We start from the raw sequence: 20,717 nt of genomic DNA, 5'->3' as shown, positions 1-20,717 counted from the left end.
GCATACATGGCAAAACACAGGTTATTGTATAAAATTCATTACACTAGATGATTAAATGAAAACCTATAAAGATATAAAGACCCGATTACGCCCTTGGCGTTTTGCTTGATATAAAGCGTCATCTGCTTCTTTAAATAAATTTTCAATTGCTCTATGTGATGAAGGGGAATATAAACTTATACCAATACTGACTTGTATGAAAATTGGTAATTTCCCATAAATATAAATCGGTTGCTGACTAATTTTAATTCTTATTTGCTCTGCAAGGTCAAAGGCACTCTCTTTGGTGGTATCTGCAATGAAAATTGCAAATTCTTCACCGCCAAATCGTCCTAATAAATCATGAGGATGCAAAATATTTTGAATAGTGGTAACACAGGTTTGTAGGGCACGGTCACCTATTTGATGGCCATAGTTGTCATTAACTTGTTTGAAATGGTCTACATCCAACATAAAAAAGGCTGAGGTTTTATTTTCCTTGTGCACTTTTTCTTGAAGTAGTCTGACCGACTGTAAAAATTGGCGTCGAGTGAGACTTGAGGTTAACTCGTCATGCGCAATCGCATGTTGAAGCTTTTGAATTAATTCTGAGTGTAAAACGCTAATACTGGAAACCGTAAGAGGGGCAATCGTCATCATGATTAACCCAATACGAATTGAAATCGTATTGCTGAAATAGTCATTTGGATAGAGTAAAAGATAATGTCCAGAAACATGGTAAATAATGTAGGCACTGGTAAGACTTGTAATGAGTGCAACAACAATAGGTTTGTAGCGAATTGCACACCAAATCAGTGCAGCAATTGGGTAGAGTAGCGAACCAGGACCAGAGTCATAATAACTGGCTGCAATAGAAATGAGGACAGCTCCGAAAGGTAAAAGGTCGGTTATTTGTAAGCCGCGATTTCTTGAAAAATAATGTTTTACCTGACTATATTGAGGTAGGTTTAATATGATCGGTAAAAGAAGCAAAGCATTTTGCAATTCTGAAGTGAACCAGTAACCAAATTCATCCCACAAACCACCCAGCATAAATTTAGTATTAAACATGGGCACGAAAGTTGCTGCAAACAATGCGCCTGCTACGCTTCCTACTCCGCATAAAGCAAATAAAAAAAGGTAAGAATAACCTCGGTAGGCTGCTTTAATATGCTGATTAAAAAACATATAGAGTGCAAACGTAGTAACAACATAAAGAAAATTTGACGTTGTTAAAACGAGTGTAAGAGCAAATGGAGTACCCTGAAGCAGATCAGCGATGACATAGCCGCTATAAGCACCTAAAAATGAGCTTAATCGACGTGTGCTTGGAAAGCGAATGAGTAAACCAAGCAAAACCGAGTTAGCAGGCCAGAAGAATGCGAGAAAGCTTAAAGGGCGAGATGCGATGCCGATAAAACAACATACTGCAATAATGAAGCTAAACAGGAGAAAAATTTTTAAAGAGGAGAAAAATGAAAATTCACGAAGTGAGTATGGCATCAGCTGCCCTTAATGATAAATACTCTTATCCAAGAGTAATAAAATATTATGCATGACTAAACATTCATCATAATTCAGAGGAGAAGCTGAATACAATAAAAAACAAACTAATATTATAAAAAAGTAAGTTATTAAAACTTAATAGTCGATGAACTGTGTAAATATTCTAAAATTAAAAAATGAAAAAAATCATCATAAACAAAAAAACTATTAAATAAACCGATTATGTGCGGTGAAACCCCCCTTACAACCCATAGAAGAATAGTTTTGTTTAGAAAATCATCCGAAAGACTAAGACGCTTCAACTAGCATGCGAAATTAGAAATCAGGTACAATTGGCGGGATTAATTTTGTGTTTGGTGTATTTGAAGGCCAATACATACATTCTTTGTTAAATAATAGGCCTGCCAGGAGTTATCCCCGCATGAGTGCCATTACTCCATACGACTGGGCGATTATCGCCTTCGTGATCGGCGTTACATTTCTTTGCGTCTTTATGCTCACAGTTCCCTTACTCCTCGGGGGGAAATCGTGGGGGCGTGCTAAGCAAGAGCAGTTTGAATCGGGTGTCGTGAGTGCTGGTGGCGCTCGCATTCGCCTGTCTGCAAAGTTCTATTTAGTTGCAATTTTCTTTGTTGTCTTCGACTTAGAGGCACTTTACCTCTATGCATGGTCTACTTCTGTGCGTGAAGTAGGGTGGTTGGGATATACCACTGTCGTGATCTTTGTCGTTGATTTATTGATTGCGCTTGTTTATGCCTTCTCTGTAGGTGCTTTAAGTTGGTCACCAGCAGATCGCCGTAAATCAGCAGGTGAGGCGATTAAAATCGGTTCACCAACAATGAACATTGCTGAAATTACACGCTTTAACTCTATTGAAGAGCTCGTAACTGACCCTACAGGCCAGATTCCAGCTCAATCATCAGGTCGTGTTAAGTCAAAAACTACACCTGCATTGTCATCTGAAAAGGAGTAAGTCGGGATGAAATATACTCTGACCCGCGCGAATCCGGATGCTGATCAATACCCATTGCAAGAACGTCAAATCGTGACAGATCCACTAGAAGAGGAAGTGAATAAAAACGTATTCATGACTCGTTTAGAGGATGTCTTGCATACAGCAGTAAACTGGGGGCGTAAAAACTCCTTGTGGCCATTTAACTTTGGTACCTCATGTTGTTACGTTGAATATGCAACGACCTTAACAGGTGTGCATGACTTATCACGTTTCGGCGCAGAGGTTATCCGTGCTTCACCTCGTCAAGCTGACTTGATGATTGTTGCAGGAACCTGTTTCGTAAAAATGGCACCAGTTATTCAGCGTCTATATGAACAGATGTTAGAGCCTAAATGGGTCATCTCGATGGGTGCTTGTGCAAACTCTGGAGGTATGTACGACATCTATTCAGTAGTTCAAGGTGTAGACAAAATTATTCCTGTTGACGTGTACGTCCCAGGTTGTCCGCCTCGTCCTGAAGCATTAATTCAAGCTTTAATGCTTTTACAAGACCAGATTCAATTAGAGCGACGCCCGCTTTCTGCCGTGATCGGTGATGATCTTCAGCCAGTGTATAAGCCAAAGATGATGCCAGAACGTGACCGTAAGAATGCGCAGCGTATTGCCGTTAAAAACTTACGCTCTATGGATGAGATTAAATAATTTTTTGACGGTGTTTTGACATATCTAACCGATATGTTCATCGAGAAAATTGACAGAATTTGTATTAAATAGGAAGCCAAGCCAATGGCTGAAACTGACATTGCTATGCCAGAGTCAACACCAGTTGATTCACGCCCAGCATTTGCAATCGTAGAAGAACTCAAAACCAAATTTGGTGAGAACTTTTACGTGCAGGCGACTTTTGAAGAGTTTCCAACAGTCTGGGTTGAGCGCGCACGCGTGCAAGAAGTCCTTATGTTCCTACGTAAAGTGGAACGTCCATATGTAATGCTGTTTGACTTGTCTGCGATGGATGAGCGTTTACGTGTTCATCGTGATGGTTTGCCAGCATCTGACTTCACTGTGTTCTATCATTTGTTATCGCTTGAGCGTAATAGTGACATTCGTATCAAGGTTGCCTTGAACGAAAATGATCTTAACCTTCCGACAGCGACTAATATCTGGCCAAATGCCAACTGGTATGAACGTGAAGCTTACGATATGTTCGGTATCAATTTCGAAGGGCATCCAATGCTCCGTCGTATCTTGTTGCCAACGTACTGGGAAGGTCATCCGCTTCGTAAAGAATATTCAGCACGTGCGACGGAATATACGCCGTACATGCAAGACAAAGCGAAACAAGACTTTGAACAAGAGCACTTACGTTTTGTGCCAGAAGACTGGGGTCTTAAGCGTGGTAACGCTGACGAAGACTTTATGTTCTTGAACTTGGGTCCTAACCATCCATCTGCACATGGTGCGTTCCGTGTTGTATTGCAGTTAGATGGCGAAGAAGTGAAGGACTGTGTTCCTGATATTGGTTATCACCACCGTGGTGTGGAAAAGATGGCTGAACGTCAAACATGGCATTCTTTCATTCCTTATACTGACCGTGTTGACTACTTAGGTGGTTGTGCTCAAAACATGCCGTATGTAATGGCTGTAGAGCAAATGGCAGGTATTAAAGTTCCTGAACGTGCGCAAGTGATTCGTGTCATGTTGAACGAATTATTCCGTATTAATAACCACTTGTTGTTCTGTGGTACGGCAATTCAGGATGCCGGTGGTATGACACCAGTATTCTATATGTTCGCAGACCGTCAAAAAGTTTACGACATTGTTGAAGCAATCACGGGTTACCGTATGCATCCAGCATGGTTCCGTATTGGTGGTACAGCACACGATCTTCCAAACAACTGGCAAAAACTTGTTAAAGAATTGCTAGAGTGGATGCCTAAGCGCTTAAACGAATACTACACAGCGGCATTGAAAAACTCTGTGTTTATTGGTCGTACGCGTAACGTTGCACAATACGATGCCAAATCTGCACTCGCATGGGGTGTAACTGGTACTGGTTTACGTGCGACAGGTATTGATTTTGACGTTCGTAAATATCGTCCATACAGTGGCTATGAAAACTTCGATTTTGATGTGCCAGTTGAGTATGAAGGCGATGCATATGCACGTGTACTCGTTCACTTCCGTGAAATTACTGAGTCGTTAAAAATTATTCAACAGTGTTTGGATAACATGCCTTCTGGTCCATATAAAGCGGATCACCCATTGGCTGTTCCACCACCGAAAGATAAGACATTACAAGATATTGAAACCTTGATTACGCACTTCTTGAGCGTTTCATGGGGTCCTGTCATGCCAGCGGGCGAGTCATCATTTATGACTGAAGTGGTTAAAGGCGCAAGTACGTATTACTTGACTTCAGATAAATCGACGATGAGTTATCGTACTCGTATTCGTACACCGACCTTTACTCACTTACAGCAAATGCCTGCAGTGATTAACGGAAGTTTGGTATCTGACTTAATCATTTATCTGGCGACCATTGACGTGGTTATGGCTGACGTGGATCGCTAAGAGGTAACACATAATGATGATTTTGACTGATAAAAAGCCACGTGTGAATGTTGAAGGGATTTTGACTGCGGACGAAATTCACGATATCGAACATCACATTGGTCACTATCCATACCCTCGTGCAGCCTCTTTGGATGCATTGAAGTGTGTACAGCGCCGTAATGGTTGGGTAGATGACGCTCAAATGAATGCCATCGCACAGTTATTGTCGATGAGTGTTGCTGATTTGGAAGGTGTTGCAACATTTTACAACCGTATCTATCGTCAACCGGTAGGTCGTCACGTAATTTTGCTTTGTGACTCAATTGCTTGCTTCTTGATGGGTGCAGAAACACTTGCTGAAGCATTCCAGCGCGAATTAGGTATTCAGTTTGGTCAAACGACTGCAGATGGTCGTTTTACACTGCTTCCAATTTGCTGCCTAGGCAACTGCGACAAAGGCCCAACTTTAATGATTGATGAAGATACTCACGGTTTAGTTGAAGTGACATCAGTCAAACAGTTATTGGAGAAGTATGTATGAATACTGAACCAAAACCAATTTATGGCGACGGTAATCCAGAAACTCATCCACTAACTTGGCGTTTAAGTAAACGTGACGAAGTTCGTGGTGCTGATGATTACGAAGCACTTGAAGGCTATGCTGGCTTTAAAAAAGCATTAGGCATGAAACCTGCTGAAGTGTTAGACGTGATTAAAGCTGCAACCGTAAAAGGTCGTGGTGGTGCGGGTTTCCCAGCGGGTATTAAATGGTCATTAATGGCACCAAATGATGGTGGTCCACGTTATTTGATCTGTAATGCCGATGAAATGGAACCGGGTACCTTTAAAGACCGTTTGTTGATGGAAAAACTTCCACATCAATTGATCGAAGGGATGTTAATTGCGGGTTATACCTTAGAGGCGACTCATGGTTATATCTTTATCCGTGGTGAATACATCGAGGCCGCTCAATATCTAAATGAAGCGTTAGAACAGATTCGTGCTAAAGGTTATTTAGGCGAAAATATTTTGGGTTCTGGCTGGAATTTTGAGTTGCATGTACATACGGGTGCAGGGCGTTATATCTGTGGTGAAGAAACTGCATTGATTAACTCGCTTGAAGGTCGTCGTGCTAACCCTCGTACTAAGCCACCGTTCCCGCAAGTTGCAGGAGCATGGGGCCGTCCAACAATTGTGAACAACGTTGAAACTTATAACAACTTGCCAGCAATTATGCTTCGTGGTCCAGAGTGGTATATCGGTTTATCAGCCGGTAAATCAAAAGACCCAGGCACTAAAATTTATGGTGCGTCAGGTAAAGTGAAATTCCCAGGTCTTTGGGAATTGCCATTTGGTACAACTGCACGTGAAGTGATTGAAGATCATGCTGGTGGTATGCGAGAAGGCTTAAAGCTTAAAGCATGGTTACCGGGCGGTGCTTCAACTGACTTTTTACCAGCAGATACCATTGATTTACCAATGGATGCAGACACGATTATGAAAGCAGGTTCTCGTTTGGGAACATGTTTATTGATGGTTGTAGATGAAACCCAATGCATGGTATCGCTCACTCGTAACTTAGAAGAGTTCTTTGCGCGTGAATCATGTGGTTTCTGTACACCATGTCGTGATGGTTTGCCATGGGCTGTTAAAGCGCTTAAAGCACTTGAAGCAGGCGAAGGTAAGAAAGAAGATATCGACCATTTACAAGAATTGACTCGTAAATTATGGATCGGTAAAACTTTCTGTGCCCACGCACCAGGTGCGATGGAGCCGCTTATGGGCGCACTCAAACATTTCCGTGGTGAGTTTGAAGCGAAAGTGACGACTCGTCCTGTCGTGCAAACCAGCAACGTAGAACAAGCTTAAGGAATTCGACTATGGCTACAATTCATGTCGATGGAAAATCGTATGAAGTCAACGGCTCGGAAAACTTGCTACAAGCATGTTTGAGTCTGGGCATCGACATCCCATATTTTTGTTGGCATCCATCCTTAGGTTCGGTTGGTTCTTGCCGTCAATGTGCTGTTACGCAATATGCGAATCCAGAAGATACGCGTGGTCGTTTGGTCATGTCTTGCATGACACCAGCATCTGACAATACCTATATCTCAATTGAAGATAAAGAAGCAACGGATTTCCGTGCATCTATTGTTGAATTTTTGATGACGAATCACCCGCACGACTGTCCAGTCTGTGAAGAGGGTGGTCACTGTCATTTACAAGATATGACTGTAATGACGGGTCATGACCGTCGTCGTTACCGCTTCACAAAACGTACGCATTACAACCAAGAACTCGGCTCATTCATTGCGCATGAAATGAACCGTTGTATTGCTTGTTACCGTTGTGTTCGTTACTACAAAGACTATGCGGGCGGTACAGATTTTGGTGTGTATGCCAATGCATCTCGTGTTTACTTCGGTCGTCCAGAATCAGGTACTTTAGAATCTGAATTCTCGGGTAACTTGACTGAAGTATGTCCAACAGGTGTATTCACTGATAAGACTCATTCAGAGCGTTATAACCGTAAATGGGATATGCAGTATGCACCAAGCGTGTGTCAAGGCTGTTCTTCTGGTTGTAACATTTCTCCGGGTGAACGTTATGGTGAAATCCGTCGTGTAGAAAACCGTTTTAATGGTTCGGTTAACCAATACTTCCTTTGTGACAAAGGTCGTTTTGGCACAGGTTATGTAAACCGTGCAGACCGTCCACGTCAGCCTCAGTTCCGTAACGGTGAAACTGTTGCAACTGTTTCTGTTGATCAAGCTTTAGATCAAACGATTGCAAAACTTCAAGGCAAAAAAGTCTTGGGTATTGGTTCTCCACGCGCAAGCTTGGAATCGAACTACGCACTACGTGAGCTTGTAGGTCAGGCAAATTACTCAACTGGTGTTGCTCAAAAAGAACAAAAACTTGTTGAACTTGCTGCATCTATCATGCAAACCGAGGGTATTTACAACCCGAACATGCGTGAAATTGAAAGCTATGATGCTGTTCTGATTTTAGGTGAAGACCTGACTCAAACTGCTCCACGTATGGCATTGTCTGTTCGCCAAGCTGCGAAAAACAAAGCTCGCGAAATGGCTGCGAAAACACGTACTCCAGATTGGTTGGCTGAACCTGTACAACGTATTGGTCAAGAAGCAAAATCTCCGATCTATATCTTGGCTGCAACTCAAACTCGTCTTGCCGACGTTGCAACTGGTGAAGTTGTTGCTTCTCCAAATGATATTGCACGTTTAGGCTTTGCCGTAGCAGCAGCAGTGAAAGGTGATGTATTAATTGGTCTGGATGACGATGCAAAAGCATTCGCTCAAACTATTGCTGACACTTTAAAAACAGCAAACAAACCATTAATCATTGCGGGCACAAGTTTGCAAGATGCTTCTATTATGGAAGCTGCGGCTGAGTTGACTCAGAACTTAGGTTCTAAAGCTGGTTTAAGTCTTGTGGTTCCTGAAGTGAACTCTATGGGCTTGGCATTGTTTGGTGGCTTAAGCCTTGAACAAGCATTTGCTCAAGACTACGACACACTTGTTATTGTTGAAAATGACTTGTTCCGTCGTTTACCTGCTGCTCAAGTAAAAGCTGCACTAGATAAAGCTGAAACAGTAATCGTGCTTGATCACAGTGAAACTGAAACTGTGAAACAGGCTGATATCGTTCTTTCAGCAGCAAGCTTTGCAGAAGGTGACGGTACTGTTGTAAGCCAAGAAGGTCGTGCACAACGCTTCTATCAAGTTTACGATCCAAGTTACTACAAGCCTGAATATGCAATTAAAGAATCATGGCGCTGGTTACATGCCATTGAAACTGGCATTAAAGGTAAAGCTGTAGATTGGACATTGCTTGATGATGTGATTGAAAGCATCGTGAAAAATGTACCAGTACTTGAAGCAATTCAAGATGTGGCACCTGATGCTGGTTACCGTGTACATGGTTTGAAAATTGCGCGTGAACCACGTCGTTATTCAGGTCGTACAGCAATGCGTGCGCCGTTATCAGTTCATGAGCCGAAACAGCCTACCGATCCAGATTCAGCATTAACATTCTCAATGGAAGGTTATGTTGGTCCGCAAAAAGCATCATCATTAGTACCGTTTGCATGGGCTCCGGGCTGGAACTCTCCACAATCTTGGAACAAATACCAAGATGAAGTAGGTGGTCACTTAAAAGGTGGTGATTCAGGTGTTCGTTTATTCGATCGCTTGGCAAAACGCCCTGCGCGTAGCTATGTTGCTCCAGTGGCTGTAGTTGCAAACCCTGAAAGTTTCCGCTTAGTACCAATGCATCATATTTTTGGTTCTGGTGAATTCACGATTAAAACACCTGCAATGGAAACTCGTATTCCAGAAGCTATGTTTGCAGTGGGCGAACAAGATGCAACTCGTTTGAACCTTCAAGAAGGTCAGCGCATTACTGTAAAAGCAGGCGAAACCAGTGTGAGCTTGCCTGTACAAGTAATTGAATATTTACCTACAGGTTATATTGGTTACCCAGTTGGTTTAGCACCAATGGTGTCACTAGCTGAGCCTGTTTCAGTGGCTTTAGGAGTGTAATTCATGAATCAAGAAATTATACGTCAAACGCCACTTTGGGCTGAGAACTGGCCAATAGCCTACGCTGTAGTTCAAGCAGTTGTGATTTTGCTTGTTGTTGTTTTAGTTGCAGCGTTGATGTCTTTCATTGAACGTCGTTTACTTGCTTGGTGGCAAGACCGTTATGGTCCGAACCGTGTTGGTCCTGGTGGTATGTTCCAGATCGTTGCCGACATGCTTAAGATCATGTTCAAAGAAGACTGGACACCAAAATTTGCTGACAAACTTACATTCCGTTTAGCACCAGCTGTTGCAATGGCAACAGCGGTTCTTTCGTTCATGGTAATCCCGGTGAGTCCTTCACTGGGTGTTGCTGACATGAGTATCGGTTTGTTGTTCTTCATGGCAATGGCTGGTATTGCAGTCTATGCAGTATTGTTTGGTGGCTGGGCTTCAAATAACAAATACTCATTGCTTGGTGGTTTACGTTCGGCTGCTCAAACCATTTCTTATGAAGTGTTCTTGGGTATCTCATTAATGGGTGTGGTTGCAATTGCAGGCTCATTTAACCTTCGTGAAATTGTTGAAGCACAACGCGATGTTTGGTTCGTTATTCCACAATTCTTAGGTTTCTTGATTTTTGTGGTTGCTGGTGTTGCGGTAACTCACCGTCATCCATTTGACCAACCAGAAGCAGAACAAGAATTGGCTGAAGGTTACCATGTTGAATATGGTGGTATGAAATGGGGTATGTTCTTCGTTGCTGAATATGTCAACGTGGTACTTATTTCTGCATTGATCGTAACTTTATTCTTTGGTGGTTGGTTAGCACCATTCAATTTAGAAATTCCATTTGTTCCACCAGTATTCTGGTTTGTGATTAAAACAGCATTCTTTGTAATGATGTTTGTTTTGGCTCGTGGTTCTTTAATGCGTCCACGTTATGACCAAGTCATGAACTTTGGTTGGAAAATTTGTTTGCCATTGGCGTTGGTCAACTTGTTAGTGACTGGTGCTGTGATTCTGATGAATCAGGCCTAGGACAGCAGGGAGTACAAAATGTATAAATTTCTAGCTGGATTCGGATCGATTGTACGTTCGTTGTTTATGGTATTTACCCATGTAACGCGTAAACGTGACACGATTTTATATCCAGAAGTACCGGCTGAACAGATTGTGCCGCCACGCTTTCGTGGTCGTATTGTGTTGACGCGTGACCCAGATGGGGAAGAGCGTTGTGTGGCATGTAACCTATGTGCGGTTGCGTGTCCAGTTGGCTGTATCTCACTACAAAAAGCAGAAACAGAAGATGGACGTTGGTATCCGGAATTTTTCCGCATCAACTTTTCACGTTGTATTTTCTGCGGTATGTGTGAAGAAGCTTGTCCAACAACTGCAATTCAGCTCACACCAGACTTCGAGTTAGGCGAATACGTACGTCAAGACCTTGTTTATGAGAAAGAAAACTTACTCATTTCAGGTCCGGGAAAATACCCAGACTACAACTTCTACCGTGTAACGGGTATGGCGATTAACGGTAAAGAGAAAGGTCAAGCACAAAAAGAAAGTGCACCAATCGATGTACGGAGTCTATTACCATGATGTGGCCGTTTTATTTGATGGCACTCGTGGCCATCGTTTCTACGGTTCGTGTAGTGACTAACACGAACCCTGTACACGCTTTACTTAGTCTAATCGTTTCATTGCTTGCTGTTGCTGGTATTTTCATGATCGTGGGGGCGCCTTTTGCAGGTGCTCTTGAAATCATCGTCTATGCCGGAGCAATTATGGTTCTGTTCGTATTCGTTGTGATGATGCTTAACTTAGGTCAACACACCGTTGAACAAGAACGTAAATGGCTTTCTTCAGATGCTTGGGCATATCCAGCACTCATGAGTTTCTTACTCGGCTTGCTTTTAGTTTGGATGCTTGGTGGTGAATACACCACTATTTCAGCACCGCTTGGGGCACAAGTGATTGGACCAAAAGTCGTTGGTCAAGCACTCTTTACTCACTATTTATTATTGGTTGAAGTTGCCGCGATGTTATTGCTAGCAGCCCTTGTTGCAGCATACCACTTAGGTAAACGTGAACCAGGTGCAGAAGAGGAAAAAGAATAATGGGCCAGATTCCTTTAGAACATGGTTTGATTGTTGCAACCATCCTTTTTGCACTCGGTTTTTACGGTGTAATGGTGCGACGCAACCTATTATTTATGTTAATGAGCCTTGAGGTCATGATGAATGCTGCTGCATTGGCATTTGTTCTTGCGGGTAGCGTATGGGCACAACCAGATGGACAAGTGATGTTCATTCTGATTTTGACCCTTGCAGCAGCAGAGGCATGTATCGGTCTTGCGATTGTCCTTCAGTTCTATCATCGCTTCCATCATTTGGATGTGGATGCTGCTAGTGAGATGCGCGGATGAGTTATTTATATCTAACAGTATTATTTCCGCTAATCGGTTTCATTTTGTTGGCGGCGGGACGAGACAAACTCTCTGAAAATATTGCAGCAATTATTGGTGTAGGTTCTGTAGGTTTATCTGCATTATTTGCATTGATTGCTGGAATGGCATTTACCACAAGTGGTCAGCAAATTTTTGTTCAAAATCTGTGGACATGGTTCAATGTTGGTGGTTTTGCACCGGGCATTAGCTTACATTTAGATGGCTTATCTTTACTCATGATGGGCATGGTGACAGGTGTTGGTTTCTTAATCCATATCTTTGCATCATGGTACATGCGCGGTGAAGAAGGTTATGCGCGTTTCTTCTCTTATTTCAACCTGTTTGTTGCCAGCATGCTTGTGCTTGTATTGGGCGACAACTTAGCGTTGTTATTCTTAGGGTGGGAAGGCGTAGGTCTTTGCTCTTATTTGCTTATTGGTTTCTATTATGCAAACCCTGCAAATGGTTGGGCTGCGATCAAAGCATTTACAGTTACCCGCGTAGGTGACGTATTCTTACTTATCGCTTTATTCTTGCTTTACCAACAATTTGGCACGCTGAATACTCAGTACATCGTTGAACACGCCGCAGAAGTAATGACGAAGAGTTCGTCACTTACCATCTGGACTGCATTAATGTTGTTCTTGGGTGCTGCTGGTAAATCTGCTCAAATTCCATTGCAAACATGGTTGGCAGATGCGATGGCAGGTCCAACACCTGTTTCTGCATTAATCCATGCTGCCACAATGGTAACGGCTGGTGTGTACTTATGCTGCCGTCTATTCAGCGTATTTGAACTTGCTCCTGAAGTGATGCAATTCATTTCAGTAACTGGCGCGGTAACTTTGCTAGTTGCAGGTTTTGCTGCACTCGTTCAAACAGATATCAAACGTATCTTGGCTTACTCAACAATGAGTCAGTTGGGTTATATGTTTATGGCTGTAGGTGCGGAAGCTTATCAAGCTGGCTTGTTCCACATGTTGGCTCACGCATTCTTTAAGGCATTATTATTCTTGTCTTCTGGTGCGGTGATTCTGGCTTACCACCACGAGCAAAACATCTTCAAAATGGGTGGTTTGTTCAAACGTAACAAATTCCTGTTTGCTTGTTTCGCGATTGGTGGCGGTGCATTAGCTGCGATTCCATTCTTGACTATTGGCTTCTTCTCTAAAGATGCGATTCTTGGTGAAGTTTGGGTACAAGGTCAATCAGTTGCTCTATATCACACTTTATATTGGGTGGGTGTAGCAGGTGCATTCCTGACTTCAATCTATACATTCCGTTTAATCTGGGTTGTATTCTTTGGTCAAGAAAACACGCCTTACCATGAAATTAAAGGTGCAACTTACTGGGCTCCATTGGGCATTTTAGCTGTACTGTCTACTTTTGTTGGTGCCGTATTAAAAGCACCTGTAGCCGGTATTCTTAATACTGCAAAAATTCCTGAATTCCATGTGGCTGAACAATTTGTAGAAGGCATGCATGGGGCAGAGCATTTAGCAGTAGGAATTGCGCTAGTTGGTCTAGTTGTTGGTATAGCATTATTTACATTTGCTTATGGTGCAGTGAAATCATTTGCTCAAACAAGTTTGGGTTCAGGTTTGGCACATATTTGCCGTACCGCTTTTGGTTTTGATGCATTGTATGACATCGTTTTTGTTAAACCTTATTTATTCTTCGCCAAAATCTTTGGCCGTGACCCGATTGACAGTTTGTGGTTAGTTCTTCCTGCACTTGTTAAAGGCGGGAACAGTTTTACAAGCTCACGTCAAACCGGTTCATTGCGTGAATACGCATCAAGTATGTCACTCGGTGTAGTGGTGTTATTGATGATCTTGATCGTTATTCAGGTAGTGGGGAAATAAAATGGAAAACAATTTAATTTTACCCGCGCTGATCCTTGTTCCGTTCATTGCTGGTTTTATTTGTTGGTTAGTCGATAAACTCGACAAAACCTTGCCACGCTGGATTGCCTTAATTGGTATGCTCATTACTTTGGGCTTAGGTCTTGCACTTTGGCAAAATGGAACTTATAGCTATGAGATGGGTTCAAAAATCCCAACTTGGTCTGCTGAGTTCTATTTACCGTGGATTCAATCACTCGGTATCGGCATTCACTTAGCTGTGGATGGCTTATCTTTACTCATGGTGTTATTAACAGCGTTACTTGGTGTACTTGCTGTTGGGTGTTCATGGGGCGAAATTCAAAAGAACGTTGGTTTCTTCCACTTAAACCTTTTATGGAGTTTAGGTGGCGTTATCGGTGTATTCTTAGCGATTGACTTGTTCTTGTTCTTCTTCTTCTGGGAGATGATGCTTGTACCAATCTACTTCCTGATTGCGTTATGGGGTCACAAAGGTTCAAACGGTCGTTCACGTGTTTACGCAGCTACTAAGTTCTTCCTTTACACGCAAATCGCTGGTTTAGTGATGTTAATCGGTATTCTTGGTCTTGTAGTTTATGGCTACATGATGACTGGAATGATCGGTTTCGATTACAACTATTTATTAGCTGTAGCTAACCACTTACCGCCTGGCTTAGCGTACGGTTTCATGATCTGTTTCTTCATCGGTTTTGCGGTGAAGTTACCAGTGTTCCCATTACACGGTTGGTTACCAGATGCGCATGCTCAAGCACCTACAGCAGGTTCTGTAGACTTAGCGGGTATCTTGATTAAAACAGCTGCGTATGGTTTGCTTCGTTTTGTTATTCCATTCTTCCCGACAGCTTCTGCTCAGTTTGCAGACATTGCGATTATTTTCGGTTTGATTGGTATTTTCTACGGCGCATGGTGTGCTTACCAGCAAACTGACATGAAACGTTTACTTGCGTATACGTCGATTTCACACATGGGCTTTATTTTACTTGCGATCTACGCAGGTAACATTTTGACCTTCCAAGGTCTAATGATCATGATGTTGGCACATGGTTTGTCATCAGCTGCATTGTTCATTATGTCTGGTCAAATCTACGAACGTTTACATACACGTGACTTGCGTTTAATGGGTGGTCTTCGTGGCCAGCTTCAGTACTTGCCATTTTTCTTGATGTTCTTCGTTGCTGCTCTTGTTGGTGTGCCAGGTTTAGGTAACTTTATTGGTGAATTCCTGATTTTGATGGGTTCATTTAATAAATATCCTGTATTCACGATTCTTGCTTCTATCAGCCTTGTATTCGCAGGCTTATACGGCTTGATTTTGATTCACCGCGCTTTGTTTGGTGAACCAAATCCTGAACAAAAGCAACACTACACTAGTCCACTAAAAGACTTATCTGCTCGTGAAGTTGGTATTTTGATGATTTGTGCGATTGGTCTCGTTTGGCTTGGTATCTACCCACAAACATTCTTGGATGTATCTCATTCAAGCATGCAGTGGTTCGTCAATAGTTATGTGCCAGTTCAAGAAGTCGTTGACACTGTTCAGCAAACAGCTACTCAACTTGACCATGTGGAGATCCAATAATCATGAACTTCACAGTATCATTCGCTACGCTTATGCCTTTAGCTCCGGTGATGATTGTTGCTTTGACAACAGTTGTCGTCATGCTGTTAATTTCAATTAAGCGTAATCATAATTTAATCGCAACAGCTTCTGTTGTTGGTTTAAACCTCGCTGCACTTTATATTTTATTTGCGGTATTTGGCGGTAAGTTTGTACCGGCAAATGTGATGGGCATGTTTATGGTTGATCCATTTACCATGTTCTATCAATTTATGATTTTGATTGCGGCTTTGGCTTGTTGTACTTTGTCTCACGCTTACATCGAAACCTATAAAGATAACCGCGAAGAACTCTATCTTTTGTTACTTGCTTCAGTAGCAGGTGCAATGTTGATGGTTGCAAGTTCTCACTATGCATCGTTCTTTATTAGCCTTGAGCTAATGTCGATCCCTGTATACGGCTTACTTGCTTATACTTATCAACGTAGTAGTTCACTTGAAGCTGGTATTAAATATCTTGTACTTTCAGCGACAGCTTCTGCAATGTTGTTGATGGGTATGGCATATATCTATGCATATACTGGTTCACTTTCATTCTATGATTCTGTACAGGCTTTATTTGGCGCAATCAAACAGCCAATGGTGTTATTAGGTTTAGCACTCATTATCTTTGCTGTTGCGTTTAAATTATCGCTTGCACCGTTCCATAAATGGACACCAGATGTATATGCAGGTGCCCCAGCGCCAATGGCAACTTTCTTAGCGACTGCTGCTAAAGTTGCAACCATTGGTTTGTTCGTGCGCTATATGCTTGCTTCAGGCGCAATTATGGTGGATTCGTTAGTCACTATTTTGACAATCATTGCAGTATTGTCGATTTTAGTTGGTAACTTACTCGCTGTTCGTCAAGTTAACTTAAAACGTATTCTCGGTTATTCATCTATTGCTCATTTTGGTTATTTGTTAATTGCTTTAATTAGCATGACTTATGCGAGCTTGGGTAGTGTAACTGTATATGTGGTGTCTTACGTATTAACAACTATCGGTGCTTTTGGTGCTGTAGCGTTAATGTCTAGCCCATATAACAACGTAGATGAAGCACAAAGTCTTGCAGACTACCGTGGTTTGTTCTGGCGTCGTCCAGTACTTACAGCAACTTTAACAGTCATGATGTTATCTTTGGCTGGTATTCCATTAACAGCAGGCTTCATTGGTAAGTTCTTGGTTGTAATGGCTGCTGTAACAACTCAACACTGGTTCTTGGCTGCCATGATTATTGTGGGTAGTGGTATTGGTTTGTACTATTACTTACGTGTGATGGTTGTAATGTATATGACACCACCAGAAACTCCTCGTATTGATGCAGATGCTCATTGGGGACAAAAAGTAGGTGGTTTAATGGTATTAGCTGCTGCTGCATTAGTTATTATTTTGGGTGTATATCCAGATCCAATGATTAATTTAGCATTAAAAGCAGAAATTTTATCTCCATTACATTTCATGCTTTCACAACAACACTAATTCTAGTGTACAAAAAAGCCTCCAAATCTGGAGGCTTTTTTTTATTGAGCATTAAAAAAAGATTATAATAAATACGTTTTTATATTTTTAGGTAACATCTGTGGCCATTCAAGAAATTCGTCACCCACTTATTCGTCATAAATTAGGTTTGTTGCGCCGTTCTGACATCAGTACTAAGAATTTCCGTGAGCTTGCTCAGGAAGTGACTATGTTGTTGACCTATGAAGCAACAAAAGATTTACCAGTGGTGGATTGTGAAATTGCTGGATGGGCTGGAACTGTTACTACACAGCGTATTGCTGGTAAAAAAATAACGATTGTACCGATTCTACGTGCAGGAATTGGTATGCTCGATGGTGTACTTAATCTGATTCCAAGTGCAAAAGTAAGTGTTTTAGGTCTTGAACGTAATGAAGAAACACTAGAAGTTCGTACTTATTATAAAAAACTAGTTCCAGATGTCGCTAATCGTCTTGCAATGATTATCGATCCAATGTTGGCAACAGGTAATTCACTAGTTGCTGCGATTGATGTATTAAAGGCGAGTGGCTGTAAAGATATACGTGTTATGGTATTAGTTGCTGCTCCAGAAGGTGTTGCTAAAGTTGAAGCAGCTCATCCAGATGTACAGATTTATACAGCATCTATTGATAATGGCTTAAATGAACAAGGCTATATTGTTCCTGGTCTAGGTGATGCGGGCGATAAAATTTTTGGTAGTGTCCAAAAAGACTAATTTTTGAAATAACGATAAAAGAGACTTAATCAAACCGTAAAGTTTTGAGGGCGGATTGAAAGTCTCTTTTTAATTTTCTGCTGTAATAACAGTATTGAAAAAGTAAGGTAAAGATCATGAAGCAAGAATTTTATACCGGAAAAGTTAAACAATATGATCCTGATAAGGGATTTGGCTTTATTTCAACTACTGAAGGAGATATTTTCTTTCATATTTCTGATTTCCCTGCATCTGAAGGAGAGCCAAAAAGAAATGAAAAAGTGAGATTTCTTGCGGCAGATAATCAGGGGAAATTTAAGGCTATCAAGATCGAGCGTATCGATCCTAATCCGGCTAAAACAAAAAAGAATAAAATCGCTGATCATAATAAAGCGATTACGTCAGAATTGTTATCACATTTTCGACGTTAATAGAGATTCTCAATCTTCAAGGCTAGCTTGTTGTCGAGTTTAGCTGTGATGGACAGAGGATTATTGATAATGTTTCGAACAAGTAAGTAATACAAAATTAAGGGAGGTGGTAGCTTCCCTTAATTGTTTTAAACAATAAATAATAAAATGGTGAGCCATGTGGGAATAACTCAAGATGGCATTAGAAGATCAGGTCTTAAACTTGATCTTCACAGAATTGCAAGAATGCTTTAAGGCCAGGGCCTTGGTATTTTTGACGATGTACCAACATGTAAAGTGGGCGAGTGAGTTGCCAGAAAGGTGTTTCTAAAATCACTAATTGTCCTTTTTCAATTAAAGGTTCAATAGCGAGTTTAGAGATACAAGACATTCCTAAGCCACCAGCAACGATTTTTAAGATTGCTTCATTGTGACCTAGGGTTAGGCGAATATTGGCATCTGGGAGATCTTGCAAAATAGCATTATCAAATACTTCACGAGTTCCCGAACCTTCCTCACGTAAAATCCATTCAACTTGATAAAAATCATTTGCAGTTAAAGGTCGATTTAAACGTGCTAGAGGGTGATTAGGGGAGCAACATACTGCAAGCTCATCATCTCGCCAGTGAATACATTGAAGTTGAGGCAGGTGACATGAGCCTTCAATTAATGCCAAATCAAGCTGAAACTGATTGACTGCTTCAATCATTTGGCGTGTGTTGCCTACCTGTAATTGCAGGTGTGCTTTGGGATGATACTGTAAAAAGTTCGCCATTAAATCTGGCATGAGATAATCACTGATCGTTAGAGTTGCCCCAATACGTAAATCAATGCTTTGTAACTCACCTTTTGCAGCTTGCTCAAAAGCTTCACAGCGACCTAATATTTCTAGCGCTTGAGGCAATAAAAACCGACCAAGATCATTGAGTTGTAGTCGTTTACCTAAACGATCAAATAGAGGGGCACCAAGACCATCCTCTAAATCGGCTAAAGCCATACTTGCTGCACTTTGCGTCAGTCTGACCGCATCACTGGCTTTGGTGACAGTTCCTTCTTGAGCGACTGCTACAAAAACAGCCAACTGGCGTAATGTCATGCGCATGTTTAAAAAGCCTTAACGTTTAAAAGTATTCATTATTTCGGCTGTCATGCTAACATGAGCGCACTATTTCATGCCACGTTGAAATCATGTCAATTGAAAAATTTAGCGTAGAAAAAGTTTTATCTGTATACCGCTGGACGCCAACTCTTTTTAGTTTCACCATGACTCGCCCTGTACATTTTAAATTTACGGCTGGGCAATTTGCGCGTATTGGACTGAAAGTTGGAGAAGAACTTGTTGTTCGTGCCTATTCGGTGGTGTCTTCTCCATTTGATGAAACGCTAGAATTTTTCTCGATTGTAGTGCCTGATGGTGCATTTACCTCTAATCTTCAACATTTGAAGGTAGGTGATGAGCTTTACTTAGAAAAAATACCTTATGGTTATCTTACTTTAGCTCGCTATCAACAGCCTTTACCACATGATTTATGGTTATTGGCAACGGGTACGGGTTTGGCACCATTTTTGTCGATGCTACAAGATTTCGATACATGGTCTAAATATCAAAAGATTAATCTGGTCTATAGTGTCCGTACTGCAGCTGAATTAGCTTATGTCGATCGTATTCAAGAAATTGCTGAAACATTTGGGGAAGGACACATCGGTTTTAAATTTATTTCAATTATCACTCGTGATCCATCAGCACAGTTACATGATCGTTTGCCAGTTTTGATTGAGAACGGTGAATTAGAAAAAGTTGCTGGTATAGAACTAAGCCCTGCAACAAGCCATGTCATGCTTTGTGGAAACCCAGAAATGGTAGATGACACAAAAGATGCTTTAAAGCGCCGTGGTCTGACGATGAATCGTCGAGGTGAGGGAAATATTGCAGTAGAAAATTACTGGTAACAAACGACAATTAAAAGAACTTTAAAATTATTTTTATGGATATGTTTATTAATGGACAAACATATCCATAAATTCACGAATTTCGGAAATAGCACTGTCTACATCGCTTGAAAGCCAAGTCGGTTCAAAAAGGCCTGCATAATGTTCCAAACGATCTTGAGGAACAACTAAGCGAACAGGGCAGTCTTCTTCAAGTAAACGCCAAGGTAAAATTGGAACTTCATTGTCCAGAAAAATATTGATATTACGAATATCAACAATCATGGCGTTAATGCAGTCAGGAAATGGCATCACTGAAAACTCTTCAGTACGGCGACGAAAATACTCCAGATCACCCCATTTGAGTTCATAACTTGGTTTATTAAATTCAATAATACCAATCAGATGTTCATCTCTCGTCTGGTGTATATAACATTGATGTGTGACGTCAGTGTCGAGATCAAGAGTTACGTTTTGCTGACGATACATCATAAAATAGAGCAGCTTTAAAACACGGGGGCTTATTATAGCCTATTTTATAAAAAGTAAGCGCTAAAACATATTGTATTACAAATGGGGAATAGACGAAGTTTGTGAATAGCGAGAAATTATTTTTTAAACGTCTAATTTAATGTGTGCAAATTTTATACTATTTTTATTATTTTAAAAGTAGAGTTTTGCAACTACAGACACCTTCCAATAATGCTTTT

19 protein-coding genes are annotated in these 20,717 nt (G+C 41.3%); 16 read left to right on the top strand and 3 right to left on the bottom strand.

All coding sequences use genetic code 11. The features are described from left to right. Positions 1-63: 63 nt before the first annotated feature. Entirely contained in the window at positions 64-1,482 is a 1,419-nt protein-coding gene (locus ODQ17_RS09090) for a sensor domain-containing diguanylate cyclase (RefSeq protein ID WP_322903046.1), read from the bottom strand. 424 nt (positions 1,483-1,906) lie between these two features. On the opposite strand from ODQ17_RS09090, the gene ndhC reads away from it, so the two are divergent. From ndhC to ODQ17_RS09015, 15 genes are all read left to right on the top strand, one after another. Beyond that, positions 1,907-2,458, top strand: a complete 552-nt coding sequence (gene ndhC, locus ODQ17_RS09085) for an NADH-quinone oxidoreductase subunit A (RefSeq protein ID WP_003653481.1) — start codon at positions 1,907-1,909, stop codon at positions 2,456-2,458. A gap of 6 nt (positions 2,459-2,464) precedes the next feature. Continuing rightward, the gene (locus ODQ17_RS09080) at positions 2,465-3,142 is read left to right on the top strand and encodes a NuoB/complex I 20 kDa subunit family protein (RefSeq protein ID WP_002050353.1); all 678 of its coding nucleotides are present in this window, start codon (positions 2,465-2,467) and stop codon (positions 3,140-3,142) included. An 84-nt stretch (positions 3,143-3,226) separates the two neighbouring features. Further along, positions 3,227-5,014 (top strand): NADH-quinone oxidoreductase subunit C/D, encoded by a 1,788-nt coding sequence (nuoC, locus tag ODQ17_RS09075; protein WP_016139137.1) that lies wholly within the window; start codon positions 3,227-3,229, stop codon positions 5,012-5,014. 13 nt (positions 5,015-5,027) lie between these two features. Then, a complete protein-coding gene (gene nuoE / locus ODQ17_RS09070) occupies positions 5,028-5,537 on the top strand; it encodes an NADH-quinone oxidoreductase subunit NuoE (RefSeq protein ID WP_016139136.1) in 510 nt (169 codons plus the stop codon). After that, the gene (gene nuoF / locus ODQ17_RS09065) at positions 5,534-6,865 is read left to right on the top strand and encodes an NADH-quinone oxidoreductase subunit NuoF (RefSeq protein WP_049838194.1); all 1,332 of its coding nucleotides are present in this window, start codon (positions 5,534-5,536) and stop codon (positions 6,863-6,865) included. The genes nuoE and nuoF overlap by 4 nt, the downstream gene beginning before the upstream one ends. 11 nt (positions 6,866-6,876) lie before the next feature. Beyond that, positions 6,877-9,561, top strand: a complete 2,685-nt coding sequence (nuoG, locus tag ODQ17_RS09060; RefSeq protein ID WP_004794324.1) for an NADH-quinone oxidoreductase subunit NuoG — start codon at positions 6,877-6,879, stop codon at positions 9,559-9,561. A 3-nt stretch (positions 9,562-9,564) separates the two neighbouring features. Next, the gene (nuoH, locus tag ODQ17_RS09055; protein WP_004703499.1) at positions 9,565-10,581 is read left to right on the top strand and encodes an NADH-quinone oxidoreductase subunit NuoH; all 1,017 of its coding nucleotides are present in this window, start codon (positions 9,565-9,567) and stop codon (positions 10,579-10,581) included. An 18-nt stretch (positions 10,582-10,599) separates the two neighbouring features. Then, positions 10,600-11,142, top strand: a complete 543-nt coding sequence (nuoI, locus tag ODQ17_RS09050; protein WP_013198843.1) for an NADH-quinone oxidoreductase subunit NuoI — start codon at positions 10,600-10,602, stop codon at positions 11,140-11,142. Then, positions 11,142-11,660 carry an NADH-quinone oxidoreductase subunit J gene (gene nuoJ, locus ODQ17_RS09045; protein WP_014205902.1) on the top strand — a complete coding sequence of 173 codons (519 nt, stop codon included), beginning with the start codon at positions 11,142-11,144 and terminating at the stop codon, positions 11,658-11,660. The genes nuoI and nuoJ overlap by 1 nt, the downstream gene beginning before the upstream one ends. Then, a complete protein-coding gene (nuoK, locus tag ODQ17_RS09040; protein ID WP_003653467.1) occupies positions 11,660-11,968 on the top strand; it encodes an NADH-quinone oxidoreductase subunit NuoK in 309 nt (102 codons plus the stop codon). The genes nuoJ and nuoK overlap by 1 nt, the downstream gene beginning before the upstream one ends. Next, on the top strand, positions 11,965-13,854 hold the full coding sequence (gene nuoL, locus ODQ17_RS09035; protein ID WP_322903038.1) for an NADH-quinone oxidoreductase subunit L: 1,890 nt from the start codon (positions 11,965-11,967) through the stop codon (positions 13,852-13,854). Before nuoK ends, nuoL begins: the two co-directional genes overlap by 4 nt. Position 13,855: 1 nt before the next feature. After that, entirely contained in the window at positions 13,856-15,454 is a 1,599-nt protein-coding gene (nuoM, locus tag ODQ17_RS09030) for an NADH-quinone oxidoreductase subunit M (RefSeq protein WP_004794314.1), read from the top strand. A gap of 2 nt (positions 15,455-15,456) precedes the next feature. Further along, positions 15,457-16,953, top strand: a complete 1,497-nt coding sequence (gene nuoN / locus ODQ17_RS09025) for an NADH-quinone oxidoreductase subunit NuoN (protein ID WP_049838192.1) — start codon at positions 15,457-15,459, stop codon at positions 16,951-16,953. 100 nt (positions 16,954-17,053) lie between these two features. After that, positions 17,054-17,689 (top strand): uracil phosphoribosyltransferase, encoded by a 636-nt coding sequence (gene upp, locus ODQ17_RS09020; RefSeq protein ID WP_004794310.1) that lies wholly within the window; start codon positions 17,054-17,056, stop codon positions 17,687-17,689. Between the two features lie 116 nt (positions 17,690-17,805). Beyond that, positions 17,806-18,099, top strand: a complete 294-nt coding sequence (locus ODQ17_RS09015) for a cold shock domain-containing protein (RefSeq protein ID WP_004794308.1) — start codon at positions 17,806-17,808, stop codon at positions 18,097-18,099. A gap of 196 nt (positions 18,100-18,295) precedes the next feature. Here ODQ17_RS09015 and gigC read toward each other — a convergent pair whose 3' ends face one another. Then, positions 18,296-19,180, bottom strand: coding sequence for a LysR family transcriptional regulator GigC (gigC, locus tag ODQ17_RS09010; RefSeq protein ID WP_004794306.1), 885 nt, complete (start codon positions 19,178-19,180; stop codon positions 18,296-18,298). Between the two features lie 86 nt (positions 19,181-19,266). On the opposite strand from gigC, the gene ODQ17_RS09005 reads away from it, so the two are divergent. Continuing rightward, positions 19,267-20,028, top strand: a complete 762-nt coding sequence (locus ODQ17_RS09005; protein WP_322903034.1) for a ferredoxin--NADP reductase — start codon at positions 19,267-19,269, stop codon at positions 20,026-20,028. A gap of 48 nt (positions 20,029-20,076) precedes the next feature. Here ODQ17_RS09005 and ODQ17_RS09000 read toward each other — a convergent pair whose 3' ends face one another. Then, the gene (locus ODQ17_RS09000) at positions 20,077-20,496 is read right to left on the bottom strand and encodes a hypothetical protein (RefSeq protein WP_171056780.1); all 420 of its coding nucleotides are present in this window, start codon (positions 20,494-20,496) and stop codon (positions 20,077-20,079) included. Positions 20,497-20,717: the final 221 nt, after the last annotated feature.

Origin of the sequence: Acinetobacter sp. IRS14 (assembly GCF_034650275.1) — a bacterium.
GTDB lineage: Bacteria > Pseudomonadota > Gammaproteobacteria > Pseudomonadales > Moraxellaceae > Acinetobacter > Acinetobacter oleivorans.
Note: the sequence above shows the minus strand (reverse complement) of the source record. Positions and strands in the feature narration are given on the sequence as shown.

Excerpts from the sequence above, each read along its gene's own strand:
- ODQ17_RS09090 (WP_322903046.1), bottom strand. The coding sequence starts at position 1,482 with ATGCCATACTCACTTCGTGAATTTTCATTTTTCTCCTCTTTAAAAATT.
- ndhC (WP_003653481.1), top strand. The coding sequence starts at position 1,907 with ATGAGTGCCATTACTCCATACGACTGGGCGATTATCGCCTTCGTGATC.
- ODQ17_RS09080 (WP_002050353.1), top strand. The coding sequence starts at position 2,465 with ATGAAATATACTCTGACCCGCGCGAATCCGGATGCTGATCAATACCCA.
- nuoC (WP_016139137.1), top strand. The coding sequence starts at position 3,227 with ATGGCTGAAACTGACATTGCTATGCCAGAGTCAACACCAGTTGATTCA.
- nuoE (WP_016139136.1), top strand. The coding sequence starts at position 5,028 with ATGATGATTTTGACTGATAAAAAGCCACGTGTGAATGTTGAAGGGATT.
- nuoF (WP_049838194.1), top strand. The coding sequence starts at position 5,534 with ATGAATACTGAACCAAAACCAATTTATGGCGACGGTAATCCAGAAACT.
- nuoG (WP_004794324.1), top strand. The coding sequence starts at position 6,877 with ATGGCTACAATTCATGTCGATGGAAAATCGTATGAAGTCAACGGCTCG.
- nuoH (WP_004703499.1), top strand. The coding sequence starts at position 9,565 with ATGAATCAAGAAATTATACGTCAAACGCCACTTTGGGCTGAGAACTGG.
- nuoI (WP_013198843.1), top strand. The coding sequence starts at position 10,600 with ATGTATAAATTTCTAGCTGGATTCGGATCGATTGTACGTTCGTTGTTT.
- nuoJ (WP_014205902.1), top strand. The coding sequence starts at position 11,142 with ATGTGGCCGTTTTATTTGATGGCACTCGTGGCCATCGTTTCTACGGTT.
- nuoK (WP_003653467.1), top strand. The coding sequence starts at position 11,660 with ATGGGCCAGATTCCTTTAGAACATGGTTTGATTGTTGCAACCATCCTT.
- nuoL (WP_322903038.1), top strand. The coding sequence starts at position 11,965 with ATGAGTTATTTATATCTAACAGTATTATTTCCGCTAATCGGTTTCATT.
- nuoM (WP_004794314.1), top strand. The coding sequence starts at position 13,856 with ATGGAAAACAATTTAATTTTACCCGCGCTGATCCTTGTTCCGTTCATT.
- nuoN (WP_049838192.1), top strand. The coding sequence starts at position 15,457 with ATGAACTTCACAGTATCATTCGCTACGCTTATGCCTTTAGCTCCGGTG.
- ODQ17_RS09015 (WP_004794308.1), top strand. The coding sequence starts at position 17,806 with ATGAAGCAAGAATTTTATACCGGAAAAGTTAAACAATATGATCCTGAT.
- gigC (WP_004794306.1), bottom strand. The coding sequence starts at position 19,180 with ATGCGCATGACATTACGCCAGTTGGCTGTTTTTGTAGCAGTCGCTCAA.
- ODQ17_RS09005 (WP_322903034.1), top strand. The coding sequence starts at position 19,267 with ATGTCAATTGAAAAATTTAGCGTAGAAAAAGTTTTATCTGTATACCGC.
- ODQ17_RS09000 (WP_171056780.1), bottom strand. The coding sequence starts at position 20,496 with ATGTATCGTCAGCAAAACGTAACTCTTGATCTCGACACTGACGTCACA.